Annotated in this window: 12 protein-coding genes; 9 read left to right on the forward strand and 3 right to left on the reverse strand. The window is 33.2% G+C overall.

Annotation, left to right across the window (positions count from 1 at the left end):
- Window positions 1-51 precede the first annotated feature (51 nt).
- Together ACHRVX_RS01550 and ACHRVX_RS01555 are read left to right on the forward strand one after the other, a co-directional pair.
- Window positions 52-483 carry a hypothetical protein gene (locus tag ACHRVX_RS01550; protein WP_395328266.1) on the forward strand — a complete coding sequence of 144 codons (432 nt, stop codon included), beginning with the start codon at window positions 52-54 and terminating at the stop codon, window positions 481-483.
- A 231-nt stretch (window positions 484-714) separates the two neighbouring features.
- Window positions 715-1,428 carry a hypothetical protein gene (locus ACHRVX_RS01555; protein WP_395328268.1) on the forward strand — a complete coding sequence of 238 codons (714 nt, stop codon included), beginning with the start codon at window positions 715-717 and terminating at the stop codon, window positions 1,426-1,428.
- A gap of 70 nt (window positions 1,429-1,498) precedes the next feature.
- Here ACHRVX_RS01555 and ACHRVX_RS01560 read toward each other — a convergent pair whose 3' ends face one another.
- The 3 genes from ACHRVX_RS01560 to ACHRVX_RS01570 form a co-directional block, all read right to left on the reverse strand.
- Complete coding sequence (locus tag ACHRVX_RS01560) at window positions 1,499-2,761, reverse strand: MFS transporter (protein ID WP_395328270.1); 1,263 nt, start codon at window positions 2,759-2,761, stop codon at window positions 1,499-1,501.
- A gap of 166 nt (window positions 2,762-2,927) precedes the next feature.
- Window positions 2,928-4,664, reverse strand: coding sequence for a thiamine pyrophosphate-dependent enzyme (locus ACHRVX_RS01565; RefSeq protein ID WP_395328274.1), 1,737 nt, complete (start codon window positions 4,662-4,664; stop codon window positions 2,928-2,930).
- Between the two features lie 475 nt (window positions 4,665-5,139).
- Window positions 5,140-5,667, reverse strand: a complete 528-nt coding sequence (locus ACHRVX_RS01570) for a hypothetical protein (protein ID WP_395328276.1) — start codon at window positions 5,665-5,667, stop codon at window positions 5,140-5,142.
- Between the two features lie 277 nt (window positions 5,668-5,944).
- On the opposite strand from ACHRVX_RS01570, the gene guaA reads away from it, so the two are divergent.
- From guaA to ACHRVX_RS01605, 7 genes are all read left to right on the forward strand, one after another.
- The gene (gene guaA / locus ACHRVX_RS01575) at window positions 5,945-7,474 is read left to right on the forward strand and encodes a glutamine-hydrolyzing GMP synthase (RefSeq protein ID WP_395328279.1); all 1,530 of its coding nucleotides are present in this window, start codon (window positions 5,945-5,947) and stop codon (window positions 7,472-7,474) included.
- 62 nt (window positions 7,475-7,536) lie between these two features.
- A complete protein-coding gene (locus ACHRVX_RS01580; protein ID WP_395328282.1) occupies window positions 7,537-9,447 on the forward strand; it encodes a LysM peptidoglycan-binding domain-containing protein in 1,911 nt (636 codons plus the stop codon).
- A gap of 96 nt (window positions 9,448-9,543) precedes the next feature.
- Window positions 9,544-11,646, forward strand: a complete 2,103-nt coding sequence (locus tag ACHRVX_RS01585) for a LysM peptidoglycan-binding domain-containing protein (protein WP_395328285.1) — start codon at window positions 9,544-9,546, stop codon at window positions 11,644-11,646.
- Window positions 11,646-12,047: an OsmC family protein gene (locus tag ACHRVX_RS01590; protein ID WP_395328288.1), complete on the forward strand. Its 402-nt coding sequence runs from the start codon at window positions 11,646-11,648 to the stop codon at window positions 12,045-12,047. The genes ACHRVX_RS01585 and ACHRVX_RS01590 overlap by 1 nt, the downstream gene beginning before the upstream one ends.
- A gap of 332 nt (window positions 12,048-12,379) precedes the next feature.
- Window positions 12,380-14,308 carry a glucosamine-6-phosphate deaminase gene (nagB, locus tag ACHRVX_RS01595; RefSeq protein WP_395328291.1) on the forward strand — a complete coding sequence of 643 codons (1,929 nt, stop codon included), beginning with the start codon at window positions 12,380-12,382 and terminating at the stop codon, window positions 14,306-14,308.
- Between the two features lie 250 nt (window positions 14,309-14,558).
- Window positions 14,559-14,795: a DUF3820 family protein gene (locus tag ACHRVX_RS01600; RefSeq protein WP_395328294.1), complete on the forward strand. Its 237-nt coding sequence runs from the start codon at window positions 14,559-14,561 to the stop codon at window positions 14,793-14,795.
- Between the two features lie 122 nt (window positions 14,796-14,917).
- Window positions 14,918-16,495, forward strand: coding sequence for a DUF6734 family protein (locus tag ACHRVX_RS01605; protein WP_395328297.1), 1,578 nt, complete (start codon window positions 14,918-14,920; stop codon window positions 16,493-16,495).
- The last annotated feature ends 74 nt before the right edge of the window (window positions 16,496-16,569 follow it).

Below are 16,569 nucleotides of genomic sequence, written 5' to 3' on the forward strand. Positions count from 1 at the left end.
CAAAATAAACTTACAAATAATTGTATTTTTTTAACCTTTAATGTTTATATTATGAGAAAATTATCTATTTTAAAATCAACCTTTAGTCTTGTTCTTGTATTGACGATGTCAATCTTATTAGTAAATTGTAGTTCAAGTAGTAATGATGATGACTATGGACCATCAACAGGCAATACCTTTAATCCAACTGATTTTGCTTTAACAATTAGAAAAACAGAATTAAACGATGGGAATAAATGGATGATGTCTGTATATTACGATTTAAAAAACACTTCACAGATTTCATATAATAAGTATGAGCAGGGAAGTTTTAATATTAGGTTTACGGTAAAATCTACGGATGGTACAATATATCAAACAGTTACAAGCATTCCTTACATTGAAGCAGGGGTTACAGTGGGTGATTTTACATATTTGGATGCTGTGAATAACACAAAAACACTTGATCCTGCAACTCTTACAGCAGTAATTGAAAAGCAATAATTTTTTTTTGTTTAAAATTTGATAGACTGAATTTTAAAATCCAATTGGTGTAAAAGCTGATTGGATTTTTTTTATTTATATTTTGGCAGGTTTTTTGCTTTCCAAAAATTAGCCTAATATATTGTTATAATAGTCTTAAAGTTGTAGTGCCTAATTAAATTATGCTATTTTTGTGATGCTATGCTTTGATCTTATAAAATTTTTAAAAGCCGATTCGATAATACTTTTTCAATGAAGCACATCTTATTTTTCATATTATTTTTTACCGCTGTCACTGTTTCAGCTCAAACTGAATTTGGTACTAAATACAGACCTATCGCAGCACCTAAATTTGGTGCAAAGCCAAAGAAGACTCCAATACCAGAGGTTAAAAATCCTCAGGCTGATAATATGGATATACCAAGTATAAAAACGCCAAACGTTTTTGATAATACAAGTATTACACCCAAATCTCAATTACAAATAGGAGTGGAGAAAAGTAAATTCACTATGTCTACGGAAACTGATTTTGCCAATCCGGGCGATCGTTACGTGCCTAAAATGGAGAAAGAACTAGACAAAGCTTTAAGAGATGCGGGATTAAAGGAAGGTCGCGGAACCTTAGTAAAGCATAATATTTCGTTAGGAGATTTTAGAACCAAATCGAAATATTTTATTGTAAAATTTCGTGATTTTGGAGCAATCGACGGCGATTTAGTAAAGGTATCTAATAATGATAAAGTAATCAGAGATCAGATATTTCTGGATTCTAATTTTAAAGACGTAAAAATTGATCTTACAGACGGCTTTAATAAGCTTGATTTTGAAGCCTTAAATATTGGTACTTTAGGAGGAAATACAGCCGAAATTCAAGTGTTTGATGATAAAGGACAATTAGTTACCAATGATTATTGGGACAATCTTGCAGCAGGTTTTAAAGCTTCAATCATAGTGACAAAAGAGTAAGATAGATACGAACACAGTCGTATCTATCTTATTCTAAATTCTTTATTCTTTCTTCTTTACTCTTTCTTCTTTACTCTTTTAAAACAACAACAATTCCACTATTCCCTTCACCGGTTTCTTTCAGCATAAAACTTACTACAATTGCTATAGAAATTCCGATAATCCAAAATAGTCCTGCTTGTTGAAAATGAAGTATTTTATCGCTTGTGTTTTCAAGAGTCTGGCCAAATAAATGACTAAATAACGGACTTAAAAGTGTTGTTACTCCAAAAGTTATAAAATTAATTGCGCCGGTTGCGCTTCCTTTTACATGATCAGGATTGGCTTCTTTAATTATAGAATACGGAATCATCGCAGCTCCGGAACCAACACCCAATAGAAACATACTAATTTTTACAGGCAGTACATCCGGGAAATATAACAACTGAATTAAGCTTAAAATCATAAATGAAGCACCAAATATTAAAACTGGTTTTCGTTTATTGATTTTGTCTGTGATATATCCCAATAACGGACATCCGAATACCCAGCCAAATGCCACCATTGCACTTGAGATCGTTGCGGTGTGGAAGTCTAAAGCTCTGTCTTTTTGAAAAAAAGCAACTGCCCACGTCATCGCAAATATGGTTGTGGGAGCAAATAATAATCCTGAAATAATCCCGCACAACCAAGATTGCGGATTACTGAAAACAATTTTATAGGGATTTAATATACCTTGTTTCTTTTGAATAGGTTGGGTGTTTTCTTCGGTTCTGTTTGCCGGAGTGATGAACCAAAGTCCAAAAGCAACTAGTATAGTAAAGATTCCAATAAATAACCAAAACGTTGTAATATCCATTCCTTTTTCAATTAGAGGACCTACAACAAATTGTCCTGCTGAACCTCCAAGCATTCCTAAACATTGTGTAAATCCTATTGCAGTCGCCAATGATTTTGCCGAAAATCCTTTGCTGGCAAGATATACACAACCAGGAAATGCAAAAGCACATCCGGCTCCTTGAAATAAGCGTCCTGTTGTGCCGCTTAACTGACTGGAAACCATAAATAACAAGCATCCAATTCCTAGAATAAGAGCTCCTGCGAAAAGGGAATATTTTGCCCCAAAACGATCCAAAGCAATACCTGCAATCAAACTGCAGGTGGAATAAGTATAATAATAGGTTCCGATAATTGAGACTAATCCAATTTCATTTACCGAGAAACTATTGGAAAGTTCCGGAAGCATGACTGCCGGTGCGGAACGAATTACATAATCTAAAAAGTAAAAAACCAAACCAAATACCCATGCAATAATGTAATATCTGGTATAGGATTTAGGAGTATTGATATCCATAAAGTTTATTTTAAGTATAGTAGATTGATACCGTTTTAGGTAAGAATCAATTGTGAACACGAATTTTCACAAATTGAACTAACCCGAATCTTTAAAGTTAGTTTGTGAAATCAATTACACAAACCAATTCGTGACAATTCATAAAATTCGTGTTTAATATTATGTTTTAAATACCTTCTTTCAAGTGTTTGTAATTTGATTTAATAGTATCTAAAACTTCCTCCATTTTACCGCCAAGCATTAATCTGGTCATTGATTTTGCCATACCTACAACTTGTTCCCATTCTACTTTTGGTGGCATTGCAAGTGCATTAGGATTCGTAAAGACATTTAATAAAACCGGACCATTGTGTCGAAATGCATTTTCAATTGCTACTTCAACTTCTTCAGGTTTGTGTACATTTATCCCCTGAAAACCCATTGCCTGAGCTACTAAACCAAAATCAGGATTTACCATATCGGTTTCATTATCAGGTAAACCGCCCACTTCCATTTCAAGTTTTACCATTCCTAAAGCGCGATTATTGAAAACGATTATTTTTATTGGAATGTTATATTGTTTAATGGTTGCCAAATCTCCTAATAACATAGATAATCCACCATCGCCACACATCGCAATAACTTGTCTTTCGGGATGGGCAAGAGCAGCTCCAATCGCCATTGGCATTGCATTTGCCATTGATCCGTGATTGAACGAACCCAGCATTTTTCGTTCTCCCGTTCCTTTAATAAAACGAGCTCCCCAAACGCAGGTCATTCCGGTATCAACTGTAAAAATGGCGTCTTTATCAGCAAGTTTATCGATAATATGAGCAACATATTCCGGCTGGATCGTGTCTTCGCCGCCATTATCATTGATATAAGTGTTCATATTTTCTTTTACAGTTGCATATAATTTAAGTTGCGCTTGTAAAAAACTATCGTCGGTTTTGGTTTCCAGTAAGGGTAATAAAGCTTCGATTGTGTCGGCTACATCGCCGCATAAACCCATATAGAGATTGGCTCTTCGTCCTAAACGTTCTGTGCTTGTATCGATCTGGATGATTTTATTATCTGATGGCATGAATTTATCATAAGGAAAATCAGTTCCTAACAATAAAACCAAATGTGATTCGTGCATACTATGATACGCAGAAGGTTGTCCAAGCAAACCTGTCATTCCTATTTCGTTAGGATTATTGGGCTGGATACTCATTTTTCCACGAAACGAATATCCAACGGGAGCTTTAATATGTTGTGATAATTGTACGACCTGATCGTGTGCTTTTTCAGCTCCAATTCCGCAAAACAAGGTGATTTTAGTGCTCTCGTTTATAGCTTTTGCTAAAAGTTGTAACTCCTGATCCGAAGGTCTGATAACGGGATTGCAGTGGAAATACTGCGTAGAAATATTGCTTTCAACCGCTTTTAATTCAGATACATCACCAGGTAAACCAATAACGGCAACACCTTTTTTGCCTAAAGCATGCTGAATTGCAGTTTGTATAATTCGGGGAGCTTGTTCTGCCGTCATAATCATTTGATTGTAGTGACTGCAGTCGTCAAAAAGTTTAATGGTGTTGGTTTCCTGGAAATAATCCATTCCCATTTCACTCGTATTTATTGTGGAGGCAATGGCTAATAAAGGCACATGCGAACGATGTGCATCATATAAACCGTTGATTAAATGTACATGTCCCGGACCGCAGCTTCCGGCGCAGACCGCAAAACCGTCTAGTTCAGCTTCGGCAGCTGCTGCATAAGCGCCAACTTCTTCATGGCGAACATGAATCCATTTTATCTTTCCGTTTCTGCGTATTGCGTCATTAAAATGATTTAAACTATCGCCCGTAACGGCGTAAACGCGTTTTACTCCGGCTTCTACTAACATGTCAACTAATTGTTCTGCAACTATTTTACTCATGATTTATTTTTAAAATTAATATTCAGATCGTAATAAACATTGGTTATGGTTTACTTTCTAATGATTATATTTTAAGAAACATCTGGTTATGATGTAAAAGAGGTTTGGAAAGGTTTTATAAATTTAGGTATTTTTTTTGAAGATTCTAAGAGACTAAGCTTCTAAGTTATTAAGTTTTTTTTGAAGGTACAAAGCGACAAAGGTTTTCTTTTGAGGTACAAAGTTACAAAGGTTCAAAGGTTCAAAGGTTTTCTTTTGAAGGCACAAAGCGACAAAGGTTTTCTTTTGAGGTACAAAGTTGCAAAGGTTCAAAGGGACAAAGGTTTTCTTTTGAAGGTACAAAGCGACAAAGGCTCAAAGGGACAGAGGTTTTTACACTTCTTTTACCTTTGAACCTTTATTTTTTAAGAAACTGATTACCTAAGTGTGAAAAAAAACTCAGAATCTTAGCAACTTAGAACCTCAGTAACTTAGACTAAAACGGATCTGCAGTAACCCTAAACTTCATATCTGCTTTTACGGTTACATCTTTGGTTAGGGTTTCCTTTAAGGTAACTTGTGTTCTTATTTTGTATTTATCAGCTTTAATATATTTGTCAAGTCTTGCATCGGTACAAATTAAATCGATTGTATTGCTTGAGGAATTGATGTTTTCCTGATAAGCCAATTCAATTTCATCAGAATCTGTTGTTGAAATGTACAAATGAACCGATTTCAAAAACGTAAATGTTTTGTCTGACGGATCGGAAATCGATAATTTAAGTGATCTTATTTTGACATCTTTTACCAAACTAGCTTTGGTTTTGTTATTATCAAATTCAGCCGAAGAATTGGTTGTTACATCCGGTGTGATAATTTCTGATGGTAAATTGATAGGTGAAGTACTTTTTATTTTAATCGAAGTTTCATTCGAAATAGTAAAACTTAATAAATCATCGACAGCACTACAAGAATTTAAAACTAAGGATAAGAAAAGCGAAAGGGCAATTAATTTTGATTTCATAAAATGGTTTTTTCTTAAATACGTTTTTTTTGAGAAAGAGGTTTTCTTTTTGAGGTTCAAAGATTCAGAGTTACAAAGGGACAAAGTAAACAGTTAAAAAATCGAAAATTTTAAAACCTTTCAAACTTTCTGAAATTTAAGATCTGAAGACAAAGAAAATAAATCTTTGACCCTTTGTAACTTTGACCCTTTGCGCCTAAAAATCGGAACGATGAAAAAAAAAAATTTTTTCATCGTTCCGATTTTTCATTTTAAAATATAAAAAGTATTTTTGCGCATGCAACACAACGTACTTATTTTAGATTTCGGATCGCAATATACACAGCTTATTGCGCGTAGAGTTCGCGAATTAAATATATTCTGCGAAATTTTTCCTTACAATCACTTTCCTAGTGATTTATCACCTTATAAAGCCGTAATTTTAGGAGGAAGCCCATTTTCTGTTCGTGCAGAAGACGCTCCACATCCTGATTTATCTCAAATTCGAGGCAAACTACCTATGTTGGCAGTTTGTTACGGAGCACAATACTTAGCCCATTTTAGTGGAGGTGAAGTAGCAGCTTCGAACACCAGAGAATATGGTAGAGCTAATTTATCGTATATTAAGGAAGGCGAAACTTTCTTTAACGGAGTTTCAGAAAACAGTCAGGTTTGGATGAGTCATAGCGATAGTATTAAGGCTTTACCAACAAATGCGGTAAAATTAGCAAGTACACATGACGTAGAATATGCTGCTTACAAAATTGAAGGCGAAACTACTTATGCTATTCAATATCATCCGGAGGTTTTCCATTCTACAGATGGATCAAAAATGCTGGAAAACTTTTTAGTAAATATTGCCGAAGTTCCTCAAAACTTTACACCAGGTGCTTTTGTAGAAGAAATGGTGGGAGAATTAAAAGAGAAATTAGGAAACGATAAAGTTGTTTTAGGACTTTCCGGCGGAGTAGATTCTACTGTAGCGGCAGTTTTATTACATCAGGCAATTGGTAAAAACCTATACTGTATTTTTGTAAATAACGGTTTACTTCGTAAAAACGAATTCCAAAATGTATTAGACCAATACAAAGGAATGGGATTAAACGTAAAAGGAGTAGATGCAGGAGATCGTTTCTTAGGTGAGTTAGCCGGAATCAGTGATCCAGAGACCAAACGTAAAACAATTGGCCGTGTATTTATCGAAGTTTTTGATGATGAATCACATTTGATTGAAGACGTAAAATGGTTGGCACAAGGAACTATTTATCCTGACGTAATCGAATCTGTTTCTGTAAAAGGACCATCGGCAACAATTAAATCACACCATAATGTAGGTGGATTGCCGGATTATATGAAATTAAAAATTGTAGAACCACTAAGAATGTTGTTTAAAGACGAAGTTCGAAGAGTAGGTGCTACTTTAGGAATAGATCCTGAATTATTAGGAAGACACCCTTTTCCGGGTCCGGGATTATCAATTAGAATTTTAGGAGATATTACTCCTGAGAAAGTGCAAATCTTGCAGGATGTTGACGCTGTTTTTATCGACGGTTTAAGATCTTGGGGATTATATGACAAAGTTTGGCAGGCTGGAGCAATTTTGCTTCCGGTAAATAGTGTTGGTGTGATGGGTGATGAGCGTACTTATGAAAAAGTAGTAGCGCTTAGAGCTGTTGAATCTACAGATGGTATGACTGCTGACTGGGTTCATTTACCTTATGATTTCCTGATGAAAGTGTCAAATGACATTATAAATAAAGTAAAAGGCGTGAATCGTGTAGTTTACGATATCAGCTCAAAACCACCAGCAACAATTGAGTGGGAATAGTATTGTTTTTCAAATTAAGGTCTTACATTTGTAAGGCCTTAATTTTTTATAACCTACTATTTATGAGAGAACTTTTAACGATTTCTCTTGTCTTTATTTTGTCTTTTAACAAAATAACTGCGCAAGATTCAATTATTGAACACAAAATTCAAAAAGGAGAAACTGCCTATTTTATTGCCCAAAAATACAAGGTTTCTGTCGAAGAAATTTACAAACTCAACCCTGAGTCAGAAAGTGGAATCAAAGACAATCAAATTATTAAGATTCCTGTTCACCCCACAGAAAAACAAAATCAAGACCAGCAAATTACTCATATCGTTGGTGCAAAAGAAACCCTTTTTGGCTTATCAAAACAATATAATGTTTCTGTACAAGCCCTTCAAAATGCAAACCCAATTCTTGCTAACGGACTTCAGATTGGTCAGGAACTAATTATTCCGAATAATGAAAATCTATCTAAAACAGAAATTAAAATATCTTCAAAAATAACCCATCAGGTTATTGCCAAAGAATCTTTGTTTAGTATTGCGAGACAATATAATGTTTCGGTTAATGATTTGGAAAATCTCAATAAAGATCTTCTGATTAACGGATTGCAGATTGGCCAGACCATTTCAATTCCCAACAAAAGAAAAACTCTTGACGGTCGGGTTCGTGTTATCAATCAGGAAACTATTTTTCATGTGGTTGAACCAAAGGAAACAAAATTTTCGATTGCCAAGAAATACGGAATCTCCATTGATCAGTTAGAATCGCAAAATCCTGAAATCGTAAACGGATTAATTGTTGGAAATAAATTGGCTATTAATACCAAAGAAGTTAAACCTACAAATGAAGGCGAAGAATTGATGTTGGCTTTAGCCGAAAAACAAGTTGTAGTTGAAAAAGGAAAAGCCAAAACTGTTGAGTTGGAAGATTTAAAAGACAGATTAGTGGTTCAGAAAGAAATGAATCAGAAAATTATCAGGATTAATGATTTAAAAGTCAATCTGAACAATATGAATGGTTCTAAGGAAAATTCAGTTGAAAAACTGCGATTGGTTCTTGAAGCGAATAAAAATGTTCAGGATATTTTGATGGCAAAATTAGACTCATTGGTAAATACGATGAATAATGATTTAGTCGATTTAAAAAGAATGGATATTTTAAATGTTGATGAATCTAAACGTTTGGAAAAACAATCCTATGCAAGCATTGGACAAACGAGTGAATTATCTTCTCAGTTAAAAAAAGAACTGGCTGAAAACCGAAAAGCCTATGCCGGTTTAATGAATAAAGTAGAGAAAATTGCTGTTGAAGAAAATCAGGAATACAAGAAGAAAATCCGCGAAGGCGAAAAAAACAGTAACGTAACTTCTTTACAGCAACGACTTTCGCTAGAAGAAATAAAACGCTATAAAATAGATCAGGAGCAAGGTGATGCACAAAATCAGCTTTTGATTGCTAAAATTGATTCGCTTGATACCCAGAAAAAAATCGAAGTCAAACGACATATCAGTAAAGCTACTTATTATAGTATGGAAGCCAGAAAATTTGATGACAAACTGGCTTTGATAAAATTGAAAAAATATCAGGACGACGCGATTAAAAATCAAAATAAAACAAATGCAGCTGAATCTTTAAAAACAGTTTCGCTTGAAGAAATGAAGCGCGAACTAAAGGAAAACCCTCTTAAAACGGACATAAAAGTAAAGATTGAAGTTTATGATAATCTTAAAGAAGTTTCAAACGGCTATTACTTAGTTTTAGGTATATTTACAGACTCGTCGCTAAGAGATAAGCTCATTATGAAACTCATTGATTCTGGTGATTTTAACGCTGGTTTCTTTTTTAATATTAACAGTCTTTCGTATTATGTTTACGCTGATAAGTACCAAAACATGGAAGAAGTGCTGTATAAATGCAAGAAAAATGAAGAAGATGAGTTATATAAAGAGATTATTATTGCTAAGGCAGAAATTGATCTTAGATAATAATTAGCGATAAAATAACAAGTGGCAGGAATCTTGCTTTAAAAAGAATTGAGTACCTTGTTTTTGAATTAAAAATTAAATTGTTTTAAGTCTATTATGAAATATTATTCAACATTATTTTTTATTGTTTTTTTTATAACGTTTTCTGCTTTTTCACAAGAAAAAGTCATTAAATACACTGTTACAAGTGGAGAAACGGTTAACCAGATTGCCGTAAAATTTAAGGTAACGCCTTATGATATTTATGCATTAAATCCAGATGCGAGAAGAGGAATTTCTCCTAATACAGTTTTACTGATTCCAACGAATAATGCGAAATCTTCTGCAGTTAAATCTGAGGCAGTTGCTGCAAAAACAACTGGAAATACGAAAGAAGTAATTCACGAAGTACAGCCGAAGGAGACTTTTTATAGTATTGAAAAAAAATACAATATCTCCGATGAAGCTTTGAAAGCTGCAAATCCAGGTTTAGAAAAAAGCGGCGTTCAAATAGGACAGAAATTAGTTATTCCTGCAAAAGGTTCAAAAGTAAAATCTTCCGGAGCGGCAGAAAAACCGGCTAAAGAAAAAGCTCAGGATAATAAATATGTTTATCATGATGTTGTGGCAAAAGAAACTAAATTTTCGATTGCTAAACAATACGGAATCTCCATTGAAGAATTAGAAAAAAGAAATCCTGAAATTGTGTCAAATTTGCCAGTTGGTTTTAGATTGACTATAAAAGGAAAAGCGCCTAAAACTGAAGCTTCAACTCCGGCAGTTACAGCAAATACCGCAAAACCGGCTGAAACTAAAAAAACAGCTGAAACTTCAAAAAAAGCGACTACTTATATGGACTATCAGGTCAAACCGAAAGAAACATTATATAGTTTGTCAAGAATTTTTCATTTGACTCAGGACGAATTAACGCAATTGAATCCTGCACTTTCTGAGGGAGTAAAAGAAGGAATGGTTTTAAAAGTGCCAACAGGATATTTAGCACCTGCTCCAATTATTCCTCAACAGCAACAACAACCTGTTGAAAAACCAGTAGAAAATACTAATACAGGAGGTTCAATTCAGATTATTGATAAAGTAAAATCTGAAACAGTTACTGTTAATCCGGAAGTGGTTGAGCTCACTAAAAAGAGAGGAGAAAATGAACGTAAAAAAGTAGTTTTATTATTGCCTTTTAATTTAAATAAAATGCAAAATGATACGATGAGCGCTGCAAATCGTATTAAAAATGATAAATTTTTAAACATGACTCTTGATTTTTATTCAGGCGCAATGATGGCAATTGATTCGGCAAAAACTTTGAAACTGCCAATTGATGTTGCTATTTATGATTCGCAGGAAACAAAAACGAATTCAAATGTTTCGTCTTTAATTTCTCAAAATAAATTACAGGATGCTAATGCGGTTATCGGACCATTTTATCAAAACAATGCCGAAGCAACTGCCAATACATTACGTATGTACAACGTGCCTGTGATCTCACCATTGTCTAAAGATTCAGCAAACCCAATTGATAATTTATATCAATCGATTCCAACAAATGATGTTGTTCGTAATGCTGTTTTTGATTATATGCGTTCTAAAAACGGAAACATAGTTGCGGTTGTAGATAAAAAGAAAGAATCTGTAATTAGTTATATCAAACAAAACCAAAAAGGAGTTGTTTTTGCGGCTCTTTCAGAAACCGGCGGTTTAGATGTAGCAAATCTGAAAAGTTTGTTACTGCCAAACAGAATGAATTATGTGGTAATGGAAACGGGAAATACCGCTATGATTAAAACCACTATCAAAGCCCTGATTGATTCGCAAAAAACATGTCAGGTACAATTAGTTATTTTAGAACCAAACAGTACGCTTGATACAGATGAAATTAGTTTTGATAATCTGGTAAAATTAAAATTAATGTATCCGTCTGTAACCCGCGAAAGTGATGAAGCAGCAGTTACAATCTTTGATAAAGAATACAGATTAAAAAATAAAGTAAATCCTAATACGTACGCAACCCGCGGATTTGATGTAACTTTTGATACAATGATGCGTTTGGTTCAGGGAAAAACATACCAGGAAACAGCAGATTTAATGACAACGGAACAAGTTGACAATAAATTTCAATTTTATAAAAAAGAAGATGGAGGACACGCTAACAAAGGGGTGTACATTTTATATTACGATTCAGACTTAACTTTAAAAGTAGCAAATTAATGACATCAAAAGTAACCTATTTAGGAGATTTAAGAACAAAATCAATTCATGTGCAATCAGGAAGTGAAATCATATCTGATGCACCTTTAGATAATAACGGAAAAGGAGAAGCATTTTCTCCAACTGATACGGTCGCCAATGCCTTGGCAAGTTGTATGATGACTATTATGGGAATTAAAGCCCGTGATTTAAATGTAGATTTTATTGGCTCAACAGCTGATGTAACTAAAATAATGAATGCTGAACCAAGAAGAATTGGAGCAATCGAAATTGCTTTTGAAATGAAAAGCGATGCCGATGAAAAAAACCGAATTATCCTGGAACGTGCCGCAATGACTTGTCCGGTATTTTTGAGTTTAAGCTCAGAAATTGAGAAAATAATTACCTTTAACTGGAAGTAATTCTCAGAATAAATAATGTAAAAAGCCATCAGGAAACTGATGGCTTTTTTAGTACTTAAAACTTGTTGAGGTTTTGAAATGCCTGAAAAATTAACAAAAGTTTTATATTAGATAATGGACTAAATATAACTTATTAAAGTATCTTTGTAATGCAAAAAAAACGCATAAATTTGCGTAAAAATTGCAAAACAACATTTTTGATTCTTTGAGTTATTATGGGGTTTCTAAAATGTGTTTTTATTTTCCTTGTATTGCAATTCAAAACTTATTATATTTATAAGGTGTTGATTGTTATTATTTTAAGTTTAGAATAGAATAAAAAAAACTATATCATGTTAAAAAGTAAAGTAGACAAAGCGACAGGTTTCGAAAAACGATTTGAAAACATCAATACAGTTGTTTTTGAAAATTCCGGCGATGCTTCAAAGGCAGTAGCTCAGGAAATTGCAGCTTTAATTCAAACCAAACAAAAAGAAAATAAACCTTGTATTCTAGGTCTTGCCACAGGATCTTCGCCTAAAGGATTATATGCTGAATTAGTGCGTTTGCACAAAGAGGAAGGTTTGAGTTTTAAAAACGTAATCAGTTTTAATCTGGATGAATATTATCCAATGGAACCAAATTCAATCAACAGCTACGTTCGATTCATGAAAGAATTGTTGTTTGATCACGTTGATATTTTACCTGAAAATGCTCATGTTCCGGACGGACTTTTAACAAAAGAACAAATCGCGGACTATTGCCATAATTATGAAGCTAAAATCGAGGCTTTAGGCGGAATCGATTTGCAGATTCTTGGAATTGGTGGTAACGGACATATTGGTTTTAATGAATCCGGATCCTTACAAAACTCAAAAACGCGTTTGGTCGCTTTAGATCATATTACAAGAGTGGCGGCAAGTAAAGATTTCTTTGGATTAAGTAATACGCCAAGAACAGCAATCACGCTTGGAGTAAAAAAAATAATGGAAGCTAAAAGGGTTATCTTATTAGCCTGGGGAGAAGGAAAAGCAAATGTTGTAAAAAGATCTGTTGAAGATGAAGTTACGAATCGTGTTCCCGCTTCGTTTTTGCAGGAGCATAATAATGCCATTTTTATTTTAGATAAAGAAGCTTCTTCAAAATTAACCAGAATTAATAAACCATGGTTGGTTGAGAAAGTAATATGGACAGATAAACTGACACGTAAAGCGGTTTTAGGATTGGCACTTCAACTTAAAAAACCAATTTTAATGCTTACAGATGCTGACTATATCGAACACGGAATGAGCGATTTATTAGCAGATTCGGGTCCGGCGTATGACATCAATATTAAAATATTCAATAAATTACAAAATACAATTACAGGCTGGCCAGGCGGAAAACCAGATGCAGAGGATTCAAACCGTCCGGAAAGAGCAGAACCTGCAAAAAAACGTGTATTGATATTTAGTCCGCATCCTGATGATGACATTATTAGTATGGGAGGAACGTTTATGCGTTTGCAGGATCAGGGACATGAAGTGCATGTTGCATATCAAACCTCAGGAAATATTGCTGTTGCAGATGATGAAGCACTGCGTTTTGCAAGATTCGTAATTGATTACAATGAAAAATTTGGGATAAAAAGTCCTGAAGCAGATACTATTTACCAAAAAGCACAAACATTTTTAGAGAATAAAAAGAACAGTGAAATTGATATTCCTGAAGTTCGTTATATAAAAGGATTAATCAGAAAAGGCGAAGCAAGAGCAACAAGTCACTTTGTTGGTTTGACAGATGATCAAATTCACTTTATGGAATTGCCTTTTTATGAAACCGGTACAATCGAGAAAAAACCAATTGGTAAAGAAGATATTCAGTTGACGATGGATTTAATCGAAAAGATCAAACCACATCAAATATATGCCGCTGGAGATTTAGCAGATCCACACGGAACTCATAAAGTGTGTCTGGATGCGATTTTTGAAGCTGTAAAAGCATTAAAACCGCAACCTTTTATGGATGATTGCTGGCTTTGGCTATATCGTGGAGCGTGGCAGGAATGGGGAATTGACGAAGTCGAAATGGCTGTGCCAATGAGCCCGGATCAGGTGCTTGCAAAACGTCACGGAATCTTCAAACACCAATCACAAAAAGATGGTGTTGTTTTTCAGGGAACTGATGCAAGGGAATTTTGGCAAAGAGCCGAAGACAGAAATGCTGAAACAGCGGCTTTGTACCAGGAATTAGGTTTAGCAACATATGCAGCAATGGAAGCTTTTGTGAGATGGCACTACTAAGTTGCTAAGGTTCTGAGTTACTAAGATTCTAAGTTTATATGTCAAGAATTGCACTAATTTTTACTATTAAATTCGAGCAAATTTGTGCAATTCGTGGCGAAAAAAAAGTAAAGATTAGAAAATCATTTTTAATCTTTTAATCTGCGGCAGAAAAAAACAGAAAAATAATAATAGCTTTGCGCAAAGTAGAAGCAAGAAGAAAGAATCAATCTATATTCTTTTCTCTTGCTTCTTTCTTCTTAAAAAAAATATGGAACCAGACAAAAAACTTCTCATAAAATTAGCTCATACAAAAATGCCTTTCGGGAAATACGAAGGAAAATTTTTAATTGATTTACCGGAATATTATGTAGTTTGGTACCATAATAAAGGTTTCCCAAACGGAGAACTGGGTCAGCAATTGGCACTTATTTATGAACTAAAATTAAACGGGTTAGAAGAGTTAATTCGAAATATTAAAAAACAATATCCTAAGCCTTTAAAATAAAATTTGGTTGCACTATTGAACTCAGGTCTCAATAATTAACCTTAATTTATTTTTTTTATGACTTATAGAGGTCATAAGTTGAATTTCATATAATTACTATTGTCTAATCATTAGTAATTATTATGAGAATAATACAAAGCGCCTGGGCATGTAATAAAACCGACCTATTAGACACTAATTCCGGTTGGCTCTCTCCTGAATATAATTTAATGTCATGGTCTTTAAGTTGTTTACAGTTAAAGCAATATTATCCTGAATTAGTATTGTATTGTGACAATGTTTATTCAAAGATGTTAATTGATACTTTGCAATTACCATACAGTGAAGTCATTTGTAATTTAGATAAATTAAATATTTATCATCCTCAGCTATGGGCTTTACCAAAAATTTTCGCTTATTCACAGCAAGAAAAACCTTTTTTACATGTTGATGGGGATGTTTTTATCTGGAAAAAATTTGAAGATAAATTACTGAAAGGCAATCTTATTGCACAAAACATCGAAGCAGCGACAGAGTACTATGAAAAAATAATGCTATCGCTAGAATCAGCCTTAAATTATTTTCCAGTCGATATTATAAATGAAAGAAAGTCTATAAATCCTATTTTGGCTTATAATGCAGGGATATTAGGAGGAAGTGATATTGAATTTTTTAAAGAATATACGGCTGAGGCTTTTAATTTCGTGGGTAAAAACACATTAAATCTATTAAAAATAAATGTTTCAGATTTTAATATATTTTTTGAACAATATCTTTTTTATTGTCTTGTGAAGAAAAAAAAGAAAAAGGTAAATGTTCTTTTACCTGAAATAATTGGTGATAATCAATATAAAGGATTTGGAGACTTTTCTAAGGTTCCGTACGAAAAGCAATATTTGCATTTACTAGGGAACTACAAAAGAAATGAATTTGTATGTAAACAGATGGCCAGTAGGCTAAGACAAGATTATCCGGAGTACTATTATAGGATAATTGAATTATTTAAAACAAATAATCGACAACTTTTTAAAGATTACTATAATATCGAAAATACAACTGAGAAGTATTTGGTTTCCAGGTACAATGAATTCAATAACAAAATTTTAAAAATTAATAAACATGAGTTTTTAAAATCAATAGAGTTTTATTCAAAGAGAGATTTGAAAAAGGAATTAGGTACTTTGGTTTTGAATAAAAATCAATTTATAGATTTTGAAATTTTCAATGCACAAATAGCTTCGATAGTTAAAAAAGATTTTGCGTTTATTTCAAAAGATTTTTTATATGCAAGAGACTGTAAATCAGATTTTTATTTTCAATATTTATTTGATGATAATCGTACAGTTTATGACAAAAAATTAATATGTGATGATAACTGTAAAATTATTCAAAGCAAATATAATTGGAGTTCTTTTATTGAAAAACTAAAGGTTAAAAAGAAAGATGAATTTTTAAAACTTGAACAATCAGAAACTAGTATCAATACACTCATAATTCCAGAATGTGATCAGGACAAGTTTTCATTGGCATATATTGATTCTTTAGATATGCTAATTCTCGAAATATTAAAAAATATTACTACAATTCAAGAATTATTAAGTGAACTTAAAAATCATTTTGATACTGATGAGTTAAATGAATCTTCTGCTGAATTTGAAGAGTTAATCTTTGGTAGGATAAAATTAGGACTTCATATTAAATCAATAAAAATAATTTATTAATATATATATATATAAATTTAACAATATAAATATTACAAATATAAACATATATCGATATATTTAACTACTAATTA

Source organism: Flavobacterium sp. FlaQc-47 (genome assembly GCF_044006475.1).
Classification (GTDB): domain Bacteria; phylum Bacteroidota; class Bacteroidia; order Flavobacteriales; family Flavobacteriaceae; genus Flavobacterium.

What these genes read in the sequence shown, in the direction of transcription:
- nagB (WP_395328291.1), top strand. Translation starts at nt 12,380, where the DNA reads ATGTTAAAAAGTAAAGTAGACAAAGCGACAGGTTTCGAAAAACGATTT.
- ACHRVX_RS01580 (WP_395328282.1), top strand. Translation starts at nt 7,537, where the DNA reads ATGAGAGAACTTTTAACGATTTCTCTTGTCTTTATTTTGTCTTTTAAC.
- ACHRVX_RS01570 (WP_395328276.1), bottom strand. Translation starts at nt 5,667, where the DNA reads ATGAAATCAAAATTAATTGCCCTTTCGCTTTTCTTATCCTTAGTTTTA.
- guaA (WP_395328279.1), top strand. Translation starts at nt 5,945, where the DNA reads ATGCAACACAACGTACTTATTTTAGATTTCGGATCGCAATATACACAG.
- ACHRVX_RS01560 (WP_395328270.1), bottom strand. Translation starts at nt 2,761, where the DNA reads ATGGATATCAATACTCCTAAATCCTATACCAGATATTACATTATTGCA.
- ACHRVX_RS01565 (WP_395328274.1), bottom strand. Translation starts at nt 4,664, where the DNA reads ATGAGTAAAATAGTTGCAGAACAATTAGTTGACATGTTAGTAGAAGCC.
- ACHRVX_RS01555 (WP_395328268.1), top strand. Translation starts at nt 715, where the DNA reads ATGAAGCACATCTTATTTTTCATATTATTTTTTACCGCTGTCACTGTT.
- ACHRVX_RS01590 (WP_395328288.1), top strand. Translation starts at nt 11,646, where the DNA reads ATGACATCAAAAGTAACCTATTTAGGAGATTTAAGAACAAAATCAATT.
- ACHRVX_RS01550 (WP_395328266.1), top strand. Translation starts at nt 52, where the DNA reads ATGAGAAAATTATCTATTTTAAAATCAACCTTTAGTCTTGTTCTTGTA.
- ACHRVX_RS01605 (WP_395328297.1), top strand. Translation starts at nt 14,918, where the DNA reads ATGAGAATAATACAAAGCGCCTGGGCATGTAATAAAACCGACCTATTA.
- ACHRVX_RS01585 (WP_395328285.1), top strand. Translation starts at nt 9,544, where the DNA reads ATGAAATATTATTCAACATTATTTTTTATTGTTTTTTTTATAACGTTT.
- ACHRVX_RS01600 (WP_395328294.1), top strand. Translation starts at nt 14,559, where the DNA reads ATGGAACCAGACAAAAAACTTCTCATAAAATTAGCTCATACAAAAATG.